Origin of the sequence: Streptomyces sp. NPDC047000 (genome assembly GCF_040644295.1) — a bacterium.
In the GTDB taxonomy this organism is placed as follows: Bacteria; Actinomycetota; Actinomycetes; order Streptomycetales; family Streptomycetaceae; genus Streptomyces.
The window spans coordinates 73754-89725 of the sequence record NZ_JBEYWE010000013.1; the positions used below are offsets into that span (position 1 = coordinate 73754).

The following is a 15972-nucleotide window of genomic DNA, read 5'->3' on the forward strand; positions in this document are numbered from 1 at the left end:
AAGGTACGGATCCGAGGCTCCCCTCCCCGGTCCGGCTGCGACGTTTTGTGAGGACCTCATGAGTGCAACCCGGGCGGCGACCGACCTGCCGTGGCTGATCCAGGGCGGAATGGGGGTGGGGGTGTCGGGCTGGCGGCTGGCCAGGGCGGTCGCCTCCGCCGGGCAGCTGGGCGTCGTCTCCGGCACCGCCGTCGACACCCTGATGATCCGCACGCTGCAGAGCGGTGACCCAGGCGGCCACGTCCGGCGGGCGCTGGCCGCCTTCCCGGTGCCGGGACTCGCCGACGCCGTACGGGAGAAGTACTACGTGCCGGGCGGGGTGGCCCCCGGCGAGCGCTACGCCGCGACCCCCATGCTGACCGCCGACGAGGACTGCCCCTCCCGTGCTCTGACCGTCGTCGCCAACTTCTGCGAGGTCTGGCTGGCCAAGGAGGGCCACGACGGGCCGGTCGGCATCAACTACCTCGCGAAGATCCAGCTGGCCACGGTCCCCGCCATGTTCGGCGCGATCCTCGCGGGTGTGGACTACGTGCTCGTGGGCGCCGGCATCCCCACGCAGATCCCGCGGACGGCCACCGGCCTCGCCCGGCTGGAGCCGGTCACCGCTCAGGTGGACGTGACCGGCGACGACCGGCCCCTCGACGTGCGTTTCGACCCGGCCTCGGTCCTGGGCGAGGCCGGTGCCGCCGCCGTCGGCACCCTCCGCCGCCCCGACGTCCTCGCCATCGTCTCGCTGCCCGCGCTGGCCGCCTACCTGAACCGTGACGCGGAGACCCGGCCCGACGGCTTCGTCATCGAGGGGCACCGCGCGGGCGGCCACAGCGCGCCGCCGCGCGGCCCGATGCGCCACGACGAGGACGGCGACCCGGTCTACGGCCCCCGGGACGTCCCGGACTTCGCGAAGATGACCGGTCTCGGTCTGCCGTTCTGGATCGCCGGCGGCCAGAGCGGCCCGGAGCAGGTCCGCGCCGCCCGGGAGCTGGGCGCGGCCGGTGTCCAGGTCGGCAGTGTCTTCGCCCTGTGCGAGGAGTCCGGCATCGACCCGGCGCTGCGGCGGCAGCTGGTCGAGCGCGAGCTGGGCGGTGACCTGAAGGTCCGCAACGACCCGGCCGCCTCCCCCACCGCGTTCCCCTTCAAGGTCGCCGACCTGCCCGGCACGGTGGCCGACCCCGAGGTGAGCGCCGCCCGCACCCGCGTCTGCGACCTCGGCTATCTGCGGACGCCGTTCCGCACCGCCAAGGGCACCCTGGACTACCGCTGCCCGGCCGAGCCGCGCGTGGCGTACGTCCGCAAGGGCGGCGAGCTGGAGGCGACGGACGGCCGCCAGTGCCTGTGCAACGGTCTGCTGGCCACGATCGGCCTCGGCCAGCGCCGCCCGCGCGGCACGGTGGAGCCTCCCGTCGTGACCATCGGCCAGGACCTGGACTTCCTGCCCCGCATCTCCCCCGACGGCGGCCCGTACACCGCGGCGGACGTGATCGGGTGGCTGTCGGCGGGAGTGACGGCGGAGGCGGTACGGGAGCCGGTCGCCGCCGCGGTGTGACGACCGTGCCCCGCGGCCGACGCCCCGCGGCCGGAGTTCCGGCGGCGGGGCGTCGGCCCGGAGGCCGTGGCTGTGCTGAAGGCTGAAGAAGGGGCCCGCCCGGCGCCGCCGGTGGGCGGCCGCCGGGCGGGCGGGGGTCAGGCGCAGTTCGCGGGGGTCGCCCGCGACGCGTCCGAGATCAGGGACTGCTGGGCCGCCTTCAGGCGGTCCACGTCCGGCTTGACGACCTTGCGGTCATAGGTCAGGAGGCCGTTGAGTTCGCCCTCCACGTCCGTGATCTGGGTGTAGACCGCGCCGTTGCCGCCCTTGCAGGCGAGCGCGTGGACCTCGGACAGTTTGGCGAGGTAGTCGTCGGTGTAGGTGGTCGGGTCGACGTCCACGTAGGACTGCTGCACCGACCAGGCGTGGCCGGGCACCGCCAGGCCGAGTCCGCCGTACTCGCCGCTGACCAGGGCGCGGGTGCCGTCCGGGTTCGGTGGCAGGGCGGGGCTCGGATAGCCGTGCTCGTCGATGATGTCGCCGGTGCCGCCGTCCGCGCCGAGGTTGATGCCCGACATGCTGTTGATCAGCCGGGTCGGGTCCCAGGCCCCCGCCTGGTCGGCGATGCGGGCCATGTCGTACTGGCCCCAGCCCTCGTTGAAGGTCACCCACATGACGACCGACGGGCTGCTGTAGTGCTCGTCGATCATCTGCTTCATCTCGCGCTCGTACTCGGCGCGGGCCGCCGTGGACGGGTTGACGCCCGCGGTCATGGCCGGCATGTCCTGCCAGACGAGCAGGCCGAGCCGGTCCGCCCAGTAGAACCAGCGGTCCGGTTCCACCTTGATGTGCTTGCGGACCGCGTTGAAGCCCATGGCCTTGTGCATCTTCAGGTCGTAGGCGAGCGCCTCGTCACTGGGCGCGGTGTAGAGGCCGTCGGGCCAGAAGCCCTGGTCCAGGGTGGCCATCATGAAGACCGGTTTGCCGTTCAGGACCGTGCGCGGGGTGCCGTCGATCTTCTGGACGGCGATCGAGCGCATCCCGAAGTAGCTGCCCACCCGGTCCTTGCCGACCGTCACCTTGAGGTTGTAGAGGTACGGGTCGTCCGGGGACCACAGGTGTGCCTTCGTGATCTTCAGGGTGAGCGCCGCACCGGTGCGTCCGGTGACCGTGGCCACCGGCCTCTTGCCCGCGTACGCCGTCGCCGTGACCCTCACTCCGTCGCGCACGCCCTGCGGCTCGACCGTCAGGGTGCCCGCGCTCACGTCCGGGGTGAGCTTGAGGGAGTCGACGTGGTCGGAGGCGACCGGTTCCATCCACACCGTCTGCCAGATGCCGGAGGTCGGTGTGTACCAGATGCCGCTCGGGTCCAGGCGCTGCTTGCCGACCGGCGGGTTCTCGCCGTTCGCGGCGTCCGTCGGGTCGTAGACGCCGACGATCAGCTCCTGGGTGCGGCCGGGCTTCAGCGCGTCGGTGATGTCGGCGCTGAACTTGTCGTAGCCGCCCTGGTGTTCGGCGACCTTGGTGCCGTTGACGTAGACCACGGTGCGCCAGTCGACCGCGCCGAAGTTCAGCTGGAGGCGCTGGGCCGAGCCGATCCGCCAGTCGGCGGGGACGGTGAAGGTGCGCCGGTACCACATGCGGTCCTCGTGCCGTTCGATGCCCGACAGCTGGGACTCGACGGGGTAGGGGACGAGGATCTTCTCGGCGAGGTTCCTGCCGACCGGCGGCTGCTCGTCCGCCGTGGCGGCGGCGAACTGCCAGGTGCCGTTGAGGTTCTTCCAGTCGCTCCGGGTCAACTGGGGCCGCGGGTACTCGCGGTGGGCGTTGGCCGGGGTGACCTTGTCGGCCCACTTGGTGCGCAGTTCGTAGGTCGACCTGTTGGCGCCGCTGGACCAGAACGCCCCGACAACGTTGCCGTCGGCCGAGGTCAGGCCGCCCTGGCCGTCGTAGCGGACGTCGGCGGTGCCGCGCGCGGTGCCGGTCTTGTTGCCGACGACGGGCTCGGTGAGCTGCACGAGCAGCGCCTTGGAGTCGGACGGGTCCGGGGTGACCTTGCCGAGCGGCCAGGTCGCGCCGCCGATCACGGCCGTCAGGTGGCCGTCGAGGCCGGCCGGGGGTGCGGTCAGCTGCTGGGCGAAGTCCAGCTTGAGGGTCTTGCCGTCCTTCTGGACGGTGGCGGCTATGGCGCCGTCGTAGGCGTAGCCCTCGGGGAGCAGGAACGCGGACTGCGGGATCGCCGTCTTGGTGCCGCCGGGCGGGGTCCAGCGCACATGGAGGTTGGAGCCTCCGTAGTGCTCGAAGTACTCGACCTTGAAGTCGTAGGCCTTGCCCGCGACCAGGTCGACGGGCTGCGCGGTCTGTTCGCGGTCCCAGTCGTCGACCCAGTGGTCGATGACGAGCTGTCCGCCGACCCAGAGGCGGAAGCCGTTGTCACCGATGATCGAGAAGGTGGTCGGGCCGGACTTCTCCGGGACGATGCGGCCGGTCCAGCGGACGCTGACGTCGTCCGCCTGGCCGGTGGCCGCGCCCAGTCTCGGTTCGAGGTTGTCGAAGTCGAGCTGCGGGTCGAACGTGGTGGCCTTGAGCTGGTCGAAGTCGAAGGCCCCGGGGGCGGACTGGGTGTAGTAGTCGCCCTTGAGACCGTGGACCCCGGCCGGGGTGTCGGCGGCCGTCGCCGCGGGGGCGGCGGCCAGTCCCGCGGCTCCCAGGACCACCGCGACGAGCAGGGCCAGTCGGTGTCTGAGCTGTCGGAACAGGGTGAGAGGGTTGGATGGGCCGGAACGTCTGATGCGCACGAATCCTCCTTGGCTGAGGAAGGGTGGCGGCTCGGTGCTTCAGTCTGTACAACGTTGGAAGCAATGGCAGTTGGCATGAGAGCACGGCTCCCGGCCGCTGTCCAGATCCATGACACATGCTCTGGTTGTGGAGCACCCGTCTACGCCGAGGAGATCCCGTGCGGGTCAGCCTGAAGGACGTGGCCGAACGGGCCGGCGTCTCGATCAAGACCGTCTCGAACGTGGTGAACAACTATCCGCACGTCACACCGGGTATGCGGGCCCGGGTCCAGGAGGCGATCGACGAACTCGGGTACCGGCCGAATCTCACCGCCCGGCACCTGCGCAAGGGCCGTACCGGCATCATCGCGCTCGCGGTTCCCGAACTCGGCAACCCGTATTTCGCCGAGCTGGCGGGCGCCGTCATCGACGCGGCCGCCGAGCACGAGTTCACGGTGCTGCTCGACCACACCCGCGGCAGCCGGGAACAGGAACTGCTGGTCAGTCAGGGCTTCAGCGGGCGGGTGATCGACGGGCTGATCCTCTCCCCGCTGGAACTGGAGGCCGAGGACCTGCGCGGCCGCGCCGACGACGTGCCGCTGGTGCTGCTCGGCGAGCGGGAGTACGACCTGCCCTACGACCACATCGCGATCGACAACGTGGCCGCCGCCCGCGCCGCGGTGCGCCATCTGCTGGGCCGCGGCCGGACCAGGATCGCCTATCTCGGCGCCCGCACCGACGCCGCCAACCGCCCCGCCCACCTGCGGCTCGACGGCTGGCGCGCGGAGCTGACGGCCGCCGGGCTGCCCGCGCCGGACGATCTCGTGGTGCCGGTCGGCGGCTGGGACCGGGACGACGGGGCGCGCGCCATGGCCCAGCTGCTGGACTCCGGGGTACGCCCCGACGCGCTGTTCGCGTTCAACGACCTCATCGCGATCGGTGCCATGCGGGTGCTGCACGAGCGGGGGCTCAGGGTGCCGTGGGACGTCGCCGTGGTGGGCTTCGACGACATCGCCGAGGGCCGGTTCGGCGCCGTCTCACTGACCACCGTCTCGCCGGACAAGCAGGCCATCGCCCGGCTCGCGGTGGCGTCGCTGCTGCGCAGTCTGTCGGGGCGTGAGGTACCGGGCGGGCGTGAGATCGTCGCGGAGTACCGGCTGGTGGAGCGGGAGAGCACCCTGGGAAGGCGCTGACCGCGGTACCGGCGGACCGGGTACCGGCGCGGTGCCGGGTCCGGACCTGACGCCCCGACAGGTCCGGACCTTCCTGACGAGATTTCGGACGGAAGGGTTTACAAGCCCATTCCAACGATGTAAAAACCTCCCCTGAAACGCCGTGCACGCCGTGTTGACCGCAAGTGCCGAACTCCCCGGGAGCGCTCTCAACGAGCGCAGGGGCCGCGCCGTTTGGGGATCGCATGAAGCCCACCGCATTCCGTCGCCCTACCGCCTCCGCCAGCAGAACCTCCACCGCCCGCACCCTGCTCGCCGCCGGCATCGTCGCGGGGCTGGCCCTGACGACCGCCTGCACCAAGTCGGAGGACTCCTCCTCCACGAGCGACAAGTCCTCCTCCTCGCAAGCCGATTCGAAGCAGGTCGTCGCCTCCCCCAGCACCGGGTCCGGCCCGACCTGCACCATCGGCCGGTACGGCGGCAAGAAGCTCGACCTGGGGAGCGCCACCGTCGGCTTCTCGCAGTCCGAGAAGGAGGCCAACCCCTTCCGGATCGCGGAGACCGCCTCGATCAAGGACGAGGCGAAGAAACGCGGCGTCAAACTCCTCACCGCCAACGCCCAGTCGCAGTTCTCCAAGCAGATCAGCGACGTCCAGGACCTCATCGCCAAGGGCGCCGACCTGCTGGTGATCGCCCCGCTCAACTCGGACGGCTGGGAGCCGGTGCTGCGCGCCGCGGCGGCCAGGCACATCCCGATCGTCACGGTCGACCGGAAGATCAACGCCACCGCCTGCAAGGACTATGTGAGCTTCATCGGCTCCGACTTCACCGAGCAGGGCAAGCGGGCCGCCGACCAGATGATCGAGGCGACCGGCGGCAAGGGCGAGATCGCGATCCTGCTGGGCGCGGCCGGCAACAACGTCACCACCGAGCGCACCAAGGGCTTCGAGGACCGCGTCAAGGAGAAGGCCCCCGGCCTGAAGGTCGTGTTCCGGCAGACCGGTGACTTCGCCCGCGAGAAGGGCCAGTCGGTCACCGAGAACCTCATCCAGTCCAAACCCGGGATCAAGGGCATCTACGCCGAGAACGACGAGATGGGCCTCGGCGCGGTCAACGCCCTCAAGGGCGCGGGCAAGAAGCCGGGCGACGTGAAGATCGTGACGATCGACGGCACCCGCAACGCGGTGCAGGGCATCGTGGACGGCTGGATCTACGGCGTCATCGAGTCCAACCCGCGCTTCGGCCCGCTGGCCTTCTCGACCCTGGACACCTTCACGAAGGGCAGCGCGGTGTCGCAGGACATCGTGATCCAGGACACCTCCTACGGGAAGGCGAACGCCTCGTCGGACCTGGGCAAGGCGTACTGACGTGCTCCAGGTGACCGGCGTGTCCAAGGGCTTCCCCGGCGTGCGCGCGCTGTCCGGTGTGGACTTCACCGCCCGCGCCGGGGAGGTCCACGCCCTCGTCGGCGAGAACGGCGCGGGCAAGTCCACCCTCATCAAGGTCCTCACCGGTGTCTACCGGCCGGACGCGGGCGAGATCGTGTACGACGGCACGCCGGTCCGCTTCACCACCCCGCTGCAGGCGCAGCACGCGGGCATCTCCACCATCTACCAGGAGGTCAATCTCGTCCCCCTGATGAGCGTGGCCCGCAATCTGTGCCTGGGCCGCGAGCCGCGCGGCAGGTTCGGCCTGATCGACTTCCGGCGGATGCGCCGGGAGGCCGAGGAGGCGCTCGGGAGCCTGGGCATCGAGGTCGACGTGCGCCGTCCGCTGCGCGAACTCGGCGTGGGGGCGCAGCAGATGGTGGCGCTCGCCCGGGCCGTCGCGGTGGACGCGAAGGTCGTGGTGATGGACGAGCCGACGTCCTCGCTCGAACCGCGGGAGGTGCGCACCCTGTTCCGGGTGATCCGGATGCTGCGCGAGCGGGGCGTCGCCGTCGTCTACGTGAGCCACCGGATGGACGAGCTGTACGAGATCTGCGACGCGGTGACCGTGCTGCGCGACGGGCGTGTCGTGCACACGGGGCGGCTCGCCGGTCTGGAGCGGCTGCGTCTGGTGTCGCTGATGCTGGGCCGGGAGATCGGCGAGGTGCGCAGCGAGGGCCTGACCAAGTTCTCGGGCTCGCACCGGACGGACGCCGAACCGGTCCTGGAGGCAACGGATCTGACGGTACGCCACCGGCTGCACGGGGTGTCGCTGGCCGTCCGGCCCGGCGAGGTCGTCGGGCTGGGCGGGCTGCTCGGCTCGGGCCGCAGCGAGACCGCCCGCGCCGTCGCCGGGGCGCTGCCCACGGAGGCCGGCCGGGTCACGGTCGGCGGGGTGCCGGTGCGCACCGGTTCCACTCCGGCCGCGATCCGCGCCGGCATCAGCCTGCTGCCGGAGGACCGCAAGGCGGAGGGCATCGTGCCGGGCCTGTCGGTGCGGGAGAACATCGCCCTGGCGGCGCTGCCCGGTCTGTCGCGGTTCGGTCTGGTGGACGACGCGCGCATCGACCGGATCGTCGACACGTTCGTGAGACGGCTGCGCATCAAGTCGGCGGGGCCGCACCAGAAGGTGGGCGAACTGTCCGGCGGCAACCAGCAGAAGGTCCTGCTGGCCCGCTGGCTGGCGTTGCAGCCGAAGGTGCTGCTGCTGGACGAGCCGACGCGCGGTATCGACGTCGGCGCCAAGGCGGAGGTGCAGGCCCTGATCGACGAACTCGCCGACGACGGACTCGCGGTGCTGCTGATCTCCTCCGACACCGAGGAGCTGATCGAGGGCAGCGACCGGGTCGTCGTCCTCAAGGACGGTGCGGTGGTGGACGAGCTGACGGGTGACGCCGTCACCGAGGACGCGCTGATGCGGGCGATCGCCGCCGAGCCCGCCGGATCGGCCCCGGCCACCGGAGGCGCGGGGGGCGGCCATGGCTGACATGACGCTCACCCGCGGCGCCCTGGACCGTGACCGCCTGCTGCGGCTGTCGAAGGAGTACGGCGTCTACGCGGGCGTCGCCGTGCTGCTGCTGTTCAACTTCGTGTTCACGCCGCACTTCCTCTCCACGGAGAACTTCCGCACCCAGGCCGTGCAGGTCGCGCCGGTGCTGATCGTCGCCCTCGGCATGGCCCTGGCGATCGGCACCGAGGGCGTCGACCTGTCGGTGGGCTCCGTGATGGCGCTGTCCACCTCCCTGCTGTCCCTCTACCTCGGCTACGGCCCGTGGGTCGCCGTCCTCATGGCGGTGGTCGGCGGTGTCCTGGTCGGGTTCGCCAACGGTTCCCTGATCGCCTTCGTCGGGGTCCAGCCGATCGTCGCCACCCTCGCCCTCATGGTCGCCGGGCGCGGACTCGCCCTGGTGCTGCTCCCCCAGCTCAAGGACGTCCGCGACCCGGACCTGGCGACGCTCGGCTCCGGCGACGTGCTGGGCGTCCCGTATCTGGTGCTCATCGCGCTGGCACTCGCCCTGCTGGTGGCGTTCGTGGTGCGGCGCACCACGTTCGGCCGTCAGCTGCTCGCCATCGGGGACAGTCCGGCCGCGGCCCGGCTCGCCGGGCTGCCGGTGCGGCGGGTGCTGATCGTGGTCTACGTCTGCTCCGGCGCGCTGGCGGCGGTGGCGGGCGTGCTGGCCACGGCCCGGCTCTCGGCGAGCGACCCGACCTCGCTGGGCAACCTGATGGAGCTGTCGGCGATCACCGCCGTGGTGGTCGGCGGCACCCCGCTGTCCGGCGGCCGGGTGCGGATCGGCGGCACGGTCGCCGGCGCCGTCCTCATCCAGTTGCTGACCACCACGCTGATCAAGCACGACCTGCCGCCGTCCTGGACGCAGATCGCGCAGGCCGTGGTGATCGTCGGCGCCGTCTACACGGCGCGAGAACGGGGGAAGCGGTGACTTCCTCCCGTCCGATCCCCGCCCCGCCCGACGGCGCGGGTCTCCTCGAAGGAGGCCGGATGACCACCGAGACCACCGGCACCACGGAAGCAGGCCCGAAGGGCGACGGCGGCCGGCCCGGCGCGGGTGACGACGCCGCGGCCGGGCGCGGCGGGCGGTTCAGTGCGCTCGCCCAGCAGCACGGCGCGCTGGTCACCCTGCTGGTCGCCCTGGTCGCGGCCTCGCTGAGCTTCGACACGTTCCTGACCTCCGACAACCTCGAGAACATGGCGCTGTCCTCGGCGTTCCTGGCCGTCGTGGCGCTCGGCATGACGTTCGTGATCATCACCGGGGGCATCGATCTCTCGGTCGGCTCGCTGTTCGCGCTGGGCGGGGTGCTGGCCGCCTGGGGCTCGCGGTACGGCACGGTGGTCGCGCTGCTGCTGCCGCTCGCCGTGTGCGGCCTCGTCGGCCTGCTGAACGGTCTGCTCATCGCCCGCTTCGGGCTCGCCCCGTTCATCGTGACGCTCGCCTCGATGCTGGGGGCGCGCGGGCTGCTCCTGGCCCTCACCGACGAGGGCTCGACGACGTATCTCGTCGACAAGGACTCGTTCTTCGCGTCGCTCGGACAGGGTTCGCTGTTCGGGATCGGGGCGCCGGTGTGGATCGCGGTCGCGCTGTTCGCGCTGGGGGGCGTGCTGCTGCGGCGTTCCCGGTTCGGGCAGTACGTGTACGCGGTCGGCGGCAACGAGGACGCGGCGGCGCTGATGGGGGCGCCGGTGGCCCGGACGAAGGTGTCGGTCTACGTCATGTCAGGTCTGTGCGCCGGTCTCGCGGGGGCGCTCAACGCGGCCTGGCTGGTGTCCGGTGTGACGATCCTCGGGTCGGGCATGGAGCTGGAGGCCATCTCGGCGGTGGTGATCGGCGGCACGCTGCTCACCGGCGGGTTCGGCTTCGTCAGCGGCTCGCTGGTGGGGGTGCTGCTGCTGAAGGTGATCCAGAACGTCATCAACCAGATCGGCTCGCTCGACTCGGCCTACCAGCAGGTGGTCAGCGGCGCGTTCCTGGCCGTGGTGGTCGTGGCGCAGACGTGGCTGGGGCGCCGGCGGCAGATGCTGTGAACTCCGGTGGTGCGTGAAGGGGGGCCCGCGCGGTTCGGCGCGGGCCCCCCTTTTCCGTGTCAGCGGGTGCGGCTCACCGGTAGGTGACCGTGACCCCCTTGCGGATGCTGCGGGCGGGCAGGGTGATACGGAGGGTGTGGCTGCCGCTGTCGTACCGCCAGGCGGAGGCCGCCAGGCGGAGGCCGTCGGCGTTCACGTGGTCGGGCGCCTGGCGGGCGCCGAGGAACGCGACGGTCCAGGTGCGGCGTGCGGTCTGGCCCTTGAAGGAGCCCCTGGTCGGGCCGATCTTCAACCGGCCGGTTCCGTCGGCGTGTTCGGTGTAACGGAGGTGCGTGGTGGCCGACCGTGCGGAGAGGGGGCTGACGCCGTCGTCCTCGTAGAGGGAGAAGGTGCCCGGCCCGCCGGTGGCGACGGTGGCGGTGACCTTGTCGAGCGGGTTGTGCTCGTCGCCGGTCACCTTGCCGGTGCGGGTGGCGACGACGCCTCCCGCGCGGACGAACACCGGCATGGTGTCCAGGGTGGTCGTGACGTCGTGCGTGGCGCCGCCGGCCGGTGCGGTGTAGGTGGTTCCGGTGAACCAGTCGGTCCACTGTCCCGGCGGAAACCACACGGAGGTGGTGGTGCTGGTGCCGGAGGCGGTGACCGGGGCGACGAGGAGGTCGGGGCCGTAGAAGTACTCGCTGTCCGCCCTGCTGTAGGCGGCGGCCTCCTCCGGGTACTGGAGGTACAGCGGCCGTACGACGGGCACTCCCGTGGTGTTCGCCTGCTGGGCCAGGGTGTAGGTGTACGGGACCAGCGCCTCGCGCAGGTTCAGGAACTTCGCCGCCGACGCCTCGGCGTCGGGGCCGTACTGCCAGGGGAGCCGGTCGCTGTGGTTGCTGTGCAGGCGGTCGACGGGCTGGAAGGTGCCGAACTGCACCCAGCGGGCGTAGAGGTCGTCGGGGAGCTTGGTGGTGCGGTGGGTCTGGCCGCCGGAGGTGTAGGTCTCGGCGCCGGGGATGCCCCAGCCGTCGTTGTGGCCGCCGATGTCATGGCTGATCGCGCTCATGCCGGTGGCGGCGGACTCGCCCGGCGTGTAGCCCACTTCGGCGCGCAGGGTGGCCCAGTTGGAGGTGGTGTCGCCGGTGAAGTGCAGGGTGGTGCGCTTGTCGGCCCAGGGGCCGGTGGGCAGGCCCACTCCCCCGCTGTAGCCGCCGGCCTGGAGGGAGCCGTAGGCACGGGAGAAGGCGAAGCCGCGGTCGCTGGTCTCGGCGGTGAGGTCGGCGTACTGCTGGTTGATCCAGGCGTCCGGGGTGACACCGGCCTGCGAGGAGCGCGAGGCGTCGCAGCACCAGTCAAGCCACCAGAAGTCGTTGCCCGCCCTGTCCATCGGCCGGTGCAGGTCGAGGTAGGCCTTGAGCTGGTCGGGGTCGCCGAAGTCGAAGGTGTAGCAGTCGGCGCCGGCCGAGCAGCTGCCCTTGGCCAGTTTGCCCTTCGCCGTGGCCTGCGCGGCCGCGAACTGCGGGTCGGAGCCGAGGATGCTGGGGTGGATGTTCAGGGTGTTGTGCAGGCCCTGGGCGGCCGACCAGTCGAAGAATGCCTTGGGGTCGGGGAACTTGGCCGTATCGAAGTTCCAGCCGCTCCAGGTGTTCGGGGACTTGAAGTCGGTGTCCGTGACGAGGACGTCCAGGGGGACGCCGGCGGCGCGGAAGGCGGGGACGACGGTGTTCTCGTAGTCGCTCGCGGTGCGGTCGATGTACTCGGAGTACCACACGCCGTAGGCCCAGCGGGGCAGCAGCTGCGGCGGTCCGGTGAGACCCGCGAGGTCGGTGAGGGCCTGCTGGTAGTCGTGGCCGAAGCCGAAGAGGTAGCCGTCCTGGTAGGGGCCGGTGCCGTGGGCGGGGCGCGGTGAGGCGCCGTGGGTGGCGGCGTCGTAGACCGCGGAGGGGGTGTCGTCGAGGAGGTACCAGCCGTCGCGGTGCAGCAGACCGGGGGTGGTCCAGGGGGTGGGGTCGTTGTCGCCGTTGAGTCCGTCAAGGCTGCGGCGGTAGCCGCCGAGGGCGAGGTGCGGCGCGGGTGCCGGGTCGCCGGTGGGGCTCAGGGCGAGGGTGTCGAGGTTGACGTGACAGCTCGCGGTGTCCGGGCAGGACAGGGTGAGCTGGTCGGTGCCCGCCTTCAGGTCGACGGGGACGGTGGCGGTCTGCCAGGTGTCCCAGGAGTCGGTGGGCGGCAGGGAGAGGGTGCGGTGGGTGCCGCCGCCGGTGGCGACGTCGACGGTGCGGGCCTGGTGGAGGCCGTCGCCGCCGGTGCCGTTGGCGTACCGCAGCTGCAACTGGTAGGTGCCGTCGGCGGGTACGCCCACGACGCGCTGCGCGATGCCCGCGCCCTTGGTGAGTTCCGCCGTGAAGCCGTACCCGGCGTAGCCCTTGTGGTCGGTGGCGATGACGCCGGTGCCGGACAGGAGGCCGTCCTCGGCCTCGCAGCTGGTGCCGAACCGGCAGCCCGGCAGCGCGGTGGCCTCCCTGGAGGGCTGGTCGGCGCCGGGGGTGAGGAGCGCGACGCTGTCGATGTTGACGTTGCCGGAGTCGCCCGCGGCGCGGTGCAGCCGCAGGGCGTGGTGCCCGGCGCCGAGCGGCAGGGAGATCCTGGCCGTCTTCCAGGTGTTCCAGTCGGCGGTCTCCGGCAGGCTGAGCTCCTGGTCGGCGCCGCCGTCGACGGCGAGGCTCAGGGTGCGGGTGACGTGCCGTCCGTCGCCGCCGGTGCCGTTGGCGTACCGCACGGCGAACTCGTAGGTGCCGTCCTTCGGCGCCCGCACGTCCGCGGCGAGGGAGTTGTTGCCGGTCTCGAACCCGGCCAGGAAGCCCTTCCCGGTGTACCCGGAGTGGTCCGTGGCGAGTCCGGGGCCGTCGTAGGTCTGGTCCTCGGCCTCGCACAGCGTCCCCGCCGCGCAGTCCCGGTGCTGCCAGGGGGCGGCGAGCACCTTGTTCTGCCCCGCCTTGAGGGAGACGCTCAGGTTCTGTGCGCCGAAGGGGCCCGAGCCGACGGCGTAACGCAGGGTCAGGGCACTGGTGGTGAGGGTCAGCACGCCGTCACTGACCGACGAGGTGTAGGGCGGCGGGGTGAAGGAGTCCCGGCCGATCGCGTTGAAGGTGGGCCGGTTCTCGAACCTGCCGTCGCCGGCGTACTCGGTGCGGATCAGGGTGGGTGACAGCACCTCGAAGCGGGCGTCGCCCACGGTCACGGCGGCGGGACGGGCCGTGTGGTGGGCCGGACCGGCGGCGGCGGCGCCGGTACCGGTACCGACGAGGCCGAGCGCCGTCGAGGTGCAGGCCAGGAGGCCGCCGATCAGACGGGTGCGCCGGCCGGAGAGGGGTCTGGGGGGTCTGGGACTGGGAGTGAGTGGTCGCACGGCACGCTCCATGGGGGTACGGACATGCGGGTGGGATGAGGTGGGCAGGGAGAGGGGCCAGGTGTCCGCACTCACCGCCGGAGAACCGGCTGCAACGTTGTAAATGCGGCCCTTTGCATGACATCACGTCACTTCCTCAGTGTCCACACAGGTAACAGACATCGTTGTCACCTAAGTTGCGGCGACGGCTCTGGCAACGCGGTTGCAGGACAGCGGAGTTGAGGGGACTCAGCTCGCTCGCATCCACGCACGGGTGCCGAACGAGGCGCAGGACCGGGAGGCGACCCGGGCCGCGCCGCGCAACGCCCCGGCGAATCCGTCCGGTGTCAACGGCCCCCGGACGGCGAGGTCATGGGCCAGGGCACCGTGCAGGACGTCCCCCGCGCCGAGGGTGTCCACCACCCGGGTGGGGGGCACCTCGACCGTGCCGCCGCCCTCCGGCCCCTCCCAGACGAGGGGCTCCGCCCCCCGGCTGACGGCCGCCCACGCCACCCCCCGCTCCCGCAGGTACCGCAGGGTGCCCGCGGCCGTCACCGCGCCCGGCGGGCGGAAGTCGGCCGAGCAGACGGCGACGTCGACGTACGGCAGCAGCGTCTCGGTGCCGTCCTTCCAGCTGCCGCCGTCGAACAGCGTCGTCCGGCCGAGGGCACGGGCGGCCCGCCCCGTGGCGACGGCCAGTTCCATGTGGTGGCCGTCGAGTTCGACGACGTCGCACTCCCCGACCCATCCCGCGAGTTCCCCGGGCGGGGTGAGCCGGTGGCCGCTCGCGTTGACGGAGGTGACGGCGCGCTGCCCGGTGGACGCGGTGACCAGGACGGAGGACACGGCGGGCGGCCCGGCCGAGCCGGCGGCCAGGTCGGCGACGGTCACGCCGAGCCGGCGGAGGTCCTCCGTGACGCCCAGGCCCAGCGGGTGCCCGCCGATGGCGGTGAGGAGCCGGGCGGCCCCGCCGAGATGGGCGAACACCGCCGCGGCGTTGGCCGCCGGGCCGCCTGCCGCGGCGACCTGGTCACGGGCGGTCTGCTTCTCGTCGGGTGCGGGAACGCGGTCCACGAGCTGGACGACGTCCAGGGTGCACAGCCCGACGAACAGTCCGCGCGGAGGCCGCCGCACCGCGGGGTGCGTCCGCCGTACGTCCTCCGGTCCGGGCACCCGGCCATTCTACGGATCCGCACCGGGCGGGTACGGAACGGCGCCGGGCAGGGGGCCGGCGCCGCGGACGGTCGGCTCTGCGGGCGGTCAGCTCTGCGGGCGGGTGCCCTCGATGGCGACGCGGCGCCCGTAGCGGGTGTGGGGGAAGTAGTCCCAGACGGCGTGGTGCTGCACACAGCGGTTGTCCCAGAACGTCAGGGTGTTCGGCTGCCAGCGGACCCGGCAGTGCAGCAGCGGGGTACGGGCCACGTGGTCGTACAGCAGGCCGAGCAGGGCGTCGCTCTCGGGCCTGGCCAGCTGGACGATGTGGGAGGTGTAGGGCGCGTTGACGAACAGCAGCTTGCGGCCGGTGTCGGGGTGCCGGACCACGACGGGGTGCTCGGTGCGCGGCACGTCGTACTCGGGCGGCGGGGTCTGCCCGGCCGCCGTCCAGGGCAGGGCGCCGTCGTGCAGGGCCGTCAGGCCGTCGAGGAACCCTCGCAGGGCCGGGGAGAGCAGCTCGTAGGCGAGGTGCATGTTGGCGAAGAGGGTGTCGCCGCCGCTGGTGCCGCCCGGGACCGTGGTGATGTGCAGCATGGAGCCGAGAGAGGGCTCGGGGTCGGCGGTGCCGTCGGCGTGCCAGCCGTTGCCCGCCACGGAGCGGGACTCGCCGGTCGCCTTGATCTCCAGGACGTAGGGGTCCGAGCCCTCGGCCGGCAGGGTGACGGGGTGCAGGTCACCGAACGCCGAGGCGAACCGCTTGTGCTGCTCGGGGGTGAGGTCCTGGTCGCGGAAGACCAGGACGTGGTGGGTGAGGAAGGCGTGCCTGATCTCCTTCTCCTGCTGGGGCGTCAGTTCCTCGGAGAGGTCCGGGCCGGACACCTCCGCGCCCAGCAGCGGGGTGATCGGGTCGACGGTGATGGTCTCGTACGGCTCGGCGGGGCGGGTGGTCAGGCGCTCGACGGCTTCGAGTGCGTACTCCTCCACGGAGGCTCCATTCTCGGTCGGACGGGT

Annotated in this window: 10 protein-coding genes; 6 read left to right on the forward strand and 4 right to left on the reverse strand. The window is 71.9% G+C overall.

The features are described from left to right. Window positions 1-58 precede the first annotated feature (58 nt). Window positions 59-1543: a nitronate monooxygenase gene (locus ABZ862_RS21435; RefSeq protein ID WP_360960342.1), complete on the forward strand. Its 1485-nt coding sequence runs from the start codon at window positions 59-61 to the stop codon at window positions 1541-1543. A gap of 137 nt (window positions 1544-1680) precedes the next feature. Here the strand turns inward: ABZ862_RS21435 and ABZ862_RS21440 are convergent, their stop codons facing one another. Next, window positions 1681-4314: a PA14 domain-containing protein gene (locus tag ABZ862_RS21440; protein WP_360960569.1), complete on the reverse strand. Its 2634-nt coding sequence runs from the start codon at window positions 4312-4314 to the stop codon at window positions 1681-1683. Between the two features lie 164 nt (window positions 4315-4478). Between ABZ862_RS21440 and ABZ862_RS21445 the strand changes: the two genes are divergently transcribed. The 5 genes from ABZ862_RS21445 (at window position 4479) to ABZ862_RS21465 (ending at window position 10439) form a co-directional block, all read left to right on the forward strand. Next, window positions 4479-5492 (forward strand): LacI family DNA-binding transcriptional regulator, encoded by a 1014-nt coding sequence (locus tag ABZ862_RS21445; protein ID WP_360960344.1) that lies wholly within the window; start codon window positions 4479-4481, stop codon window positions 5490-5492. 224 nt (window positions 5493-5716) lie between these two features. Then, window positions 5717-6838: an ABC transporter substrate-binding protein gene (locus ABZ862_RS21450; RefSeq protein WP_360960346.1), complete on the forward strand. Its 1122-nt coding sequence runs from the start codon at window positions 5717-5719 to the stop codon at window positions 6836-6838. 1 nt (window position 6839) lies between these two features. Continuing rightward, window positions 6840-8384, forward strand: coding sequence for a sugar ABC transporter ATP-binding protein (locus ABZ862_RS21455; RefSeq protein WP_360960348.1), 1545 nt, complete (start codon window positions 6840-6842; stop codon window positions 8382-8384). Continuing rightward, on the forward strand, window positions 8377-9339 hold the full coding sequence (locus ABZ862_RS21460) for an ABC transporter permease (protein WP_360960350.1): 963 nt from the start codon (window positions 8377-8379) through the stop codon (window positions 9337-9339). Before ABZ862_RS21455 ends, ABZ862_RS21460 begins: the two co-directional genes overlap by 8 nt. A 59-nt stretch (window positions 9340-9398) precedes the next feature. Further along, a complete protein-coding gene (locus tag ABZ862_RS21465) occupies window positions 9399-10439 on the forward strand; it encodes an ABC transporter permease (RefSeq protein WP_360960352.1) in 1041 nt (346 codons plus the stop codon). A 73-nt stretch (window positions 10440-10512) separates the two neighbouring features. On the opposite strand, the gene ABZ862_RS21470 is transcribed toward ABZ862_RS21465, so the two are convergent. The 3 genes from ABZ862_RS21470 to ABZ862_RS21480 all read right to left on the reverse strand — a co-directional run bounded on the left by ABZ862_RS21470 (window position 10513) and on the right by ABZ862_RS21480 (window position 15945). Beyond that, window positions 10513-13659, reverse strand: a complete 3147-nt coding sequence (locus ABZ862_RS21470) for a TIM-barrel domain-containing protein (RefSeq protein WP_360960571.1) — start codon at window positions 13657-13659, stop codon at window positions 10513-10515. 396 nt (window positions 13660-14055) lie between these two features. Beyond that, entirely contained in the window at window positions 14056-14979 is a 924-nt protein-coding gene (locus ABZ862_RS21475) for a PfkB family carbohydrate kinase (protein WP_360960354.1), read from the reverse strand. Between the two features lie 87 nt (window positions 14980-15066). After that, window positions 15067-15945: a TauD/TfdA family dioxygenase gene (locus tag ABZ862_RS21480; RefSeq protein ID WP_360960356.1), complete on the reverse strand. Its 879-nt coding sequence runs from the start codon at window positions 15943-15945 to the stop codon at window positions 15067-15069. Between the last annotated feature and the right edge of the window lie 27 nt (window positions 15946-15972).

Coding starts and splice junctions, on each gene's coding strand:
- ABZ862_RS21465 (WP_360960352.1), top strand. CDS start 9,399: ATGACCACCGAGACCACCGGCACCACGGAAGCAGGCCCGAAGGGCGAC.
- ABZ862_RS21435 (WP_360960342.1), top strand. CDS start 59: ATGAGTGCAACCCGGGCGGCGACCGACCTGCCGTGGCTGATCCAGGGC.
- ABZ862_RS21460 (WP_360960350.1), top strand. CDS start 8,377: ATGGCTGACATGACGCTCACCCGCGGCGCCCTGGACCGTGACCGCCTG.
- ABZ862_RS21450 (WP_360960346.1), top strand. CDS start 5,717: ATGAAGCCCACCGCATTCCGTCGCCCTACCGCCTCCGCCAGCAGAACC.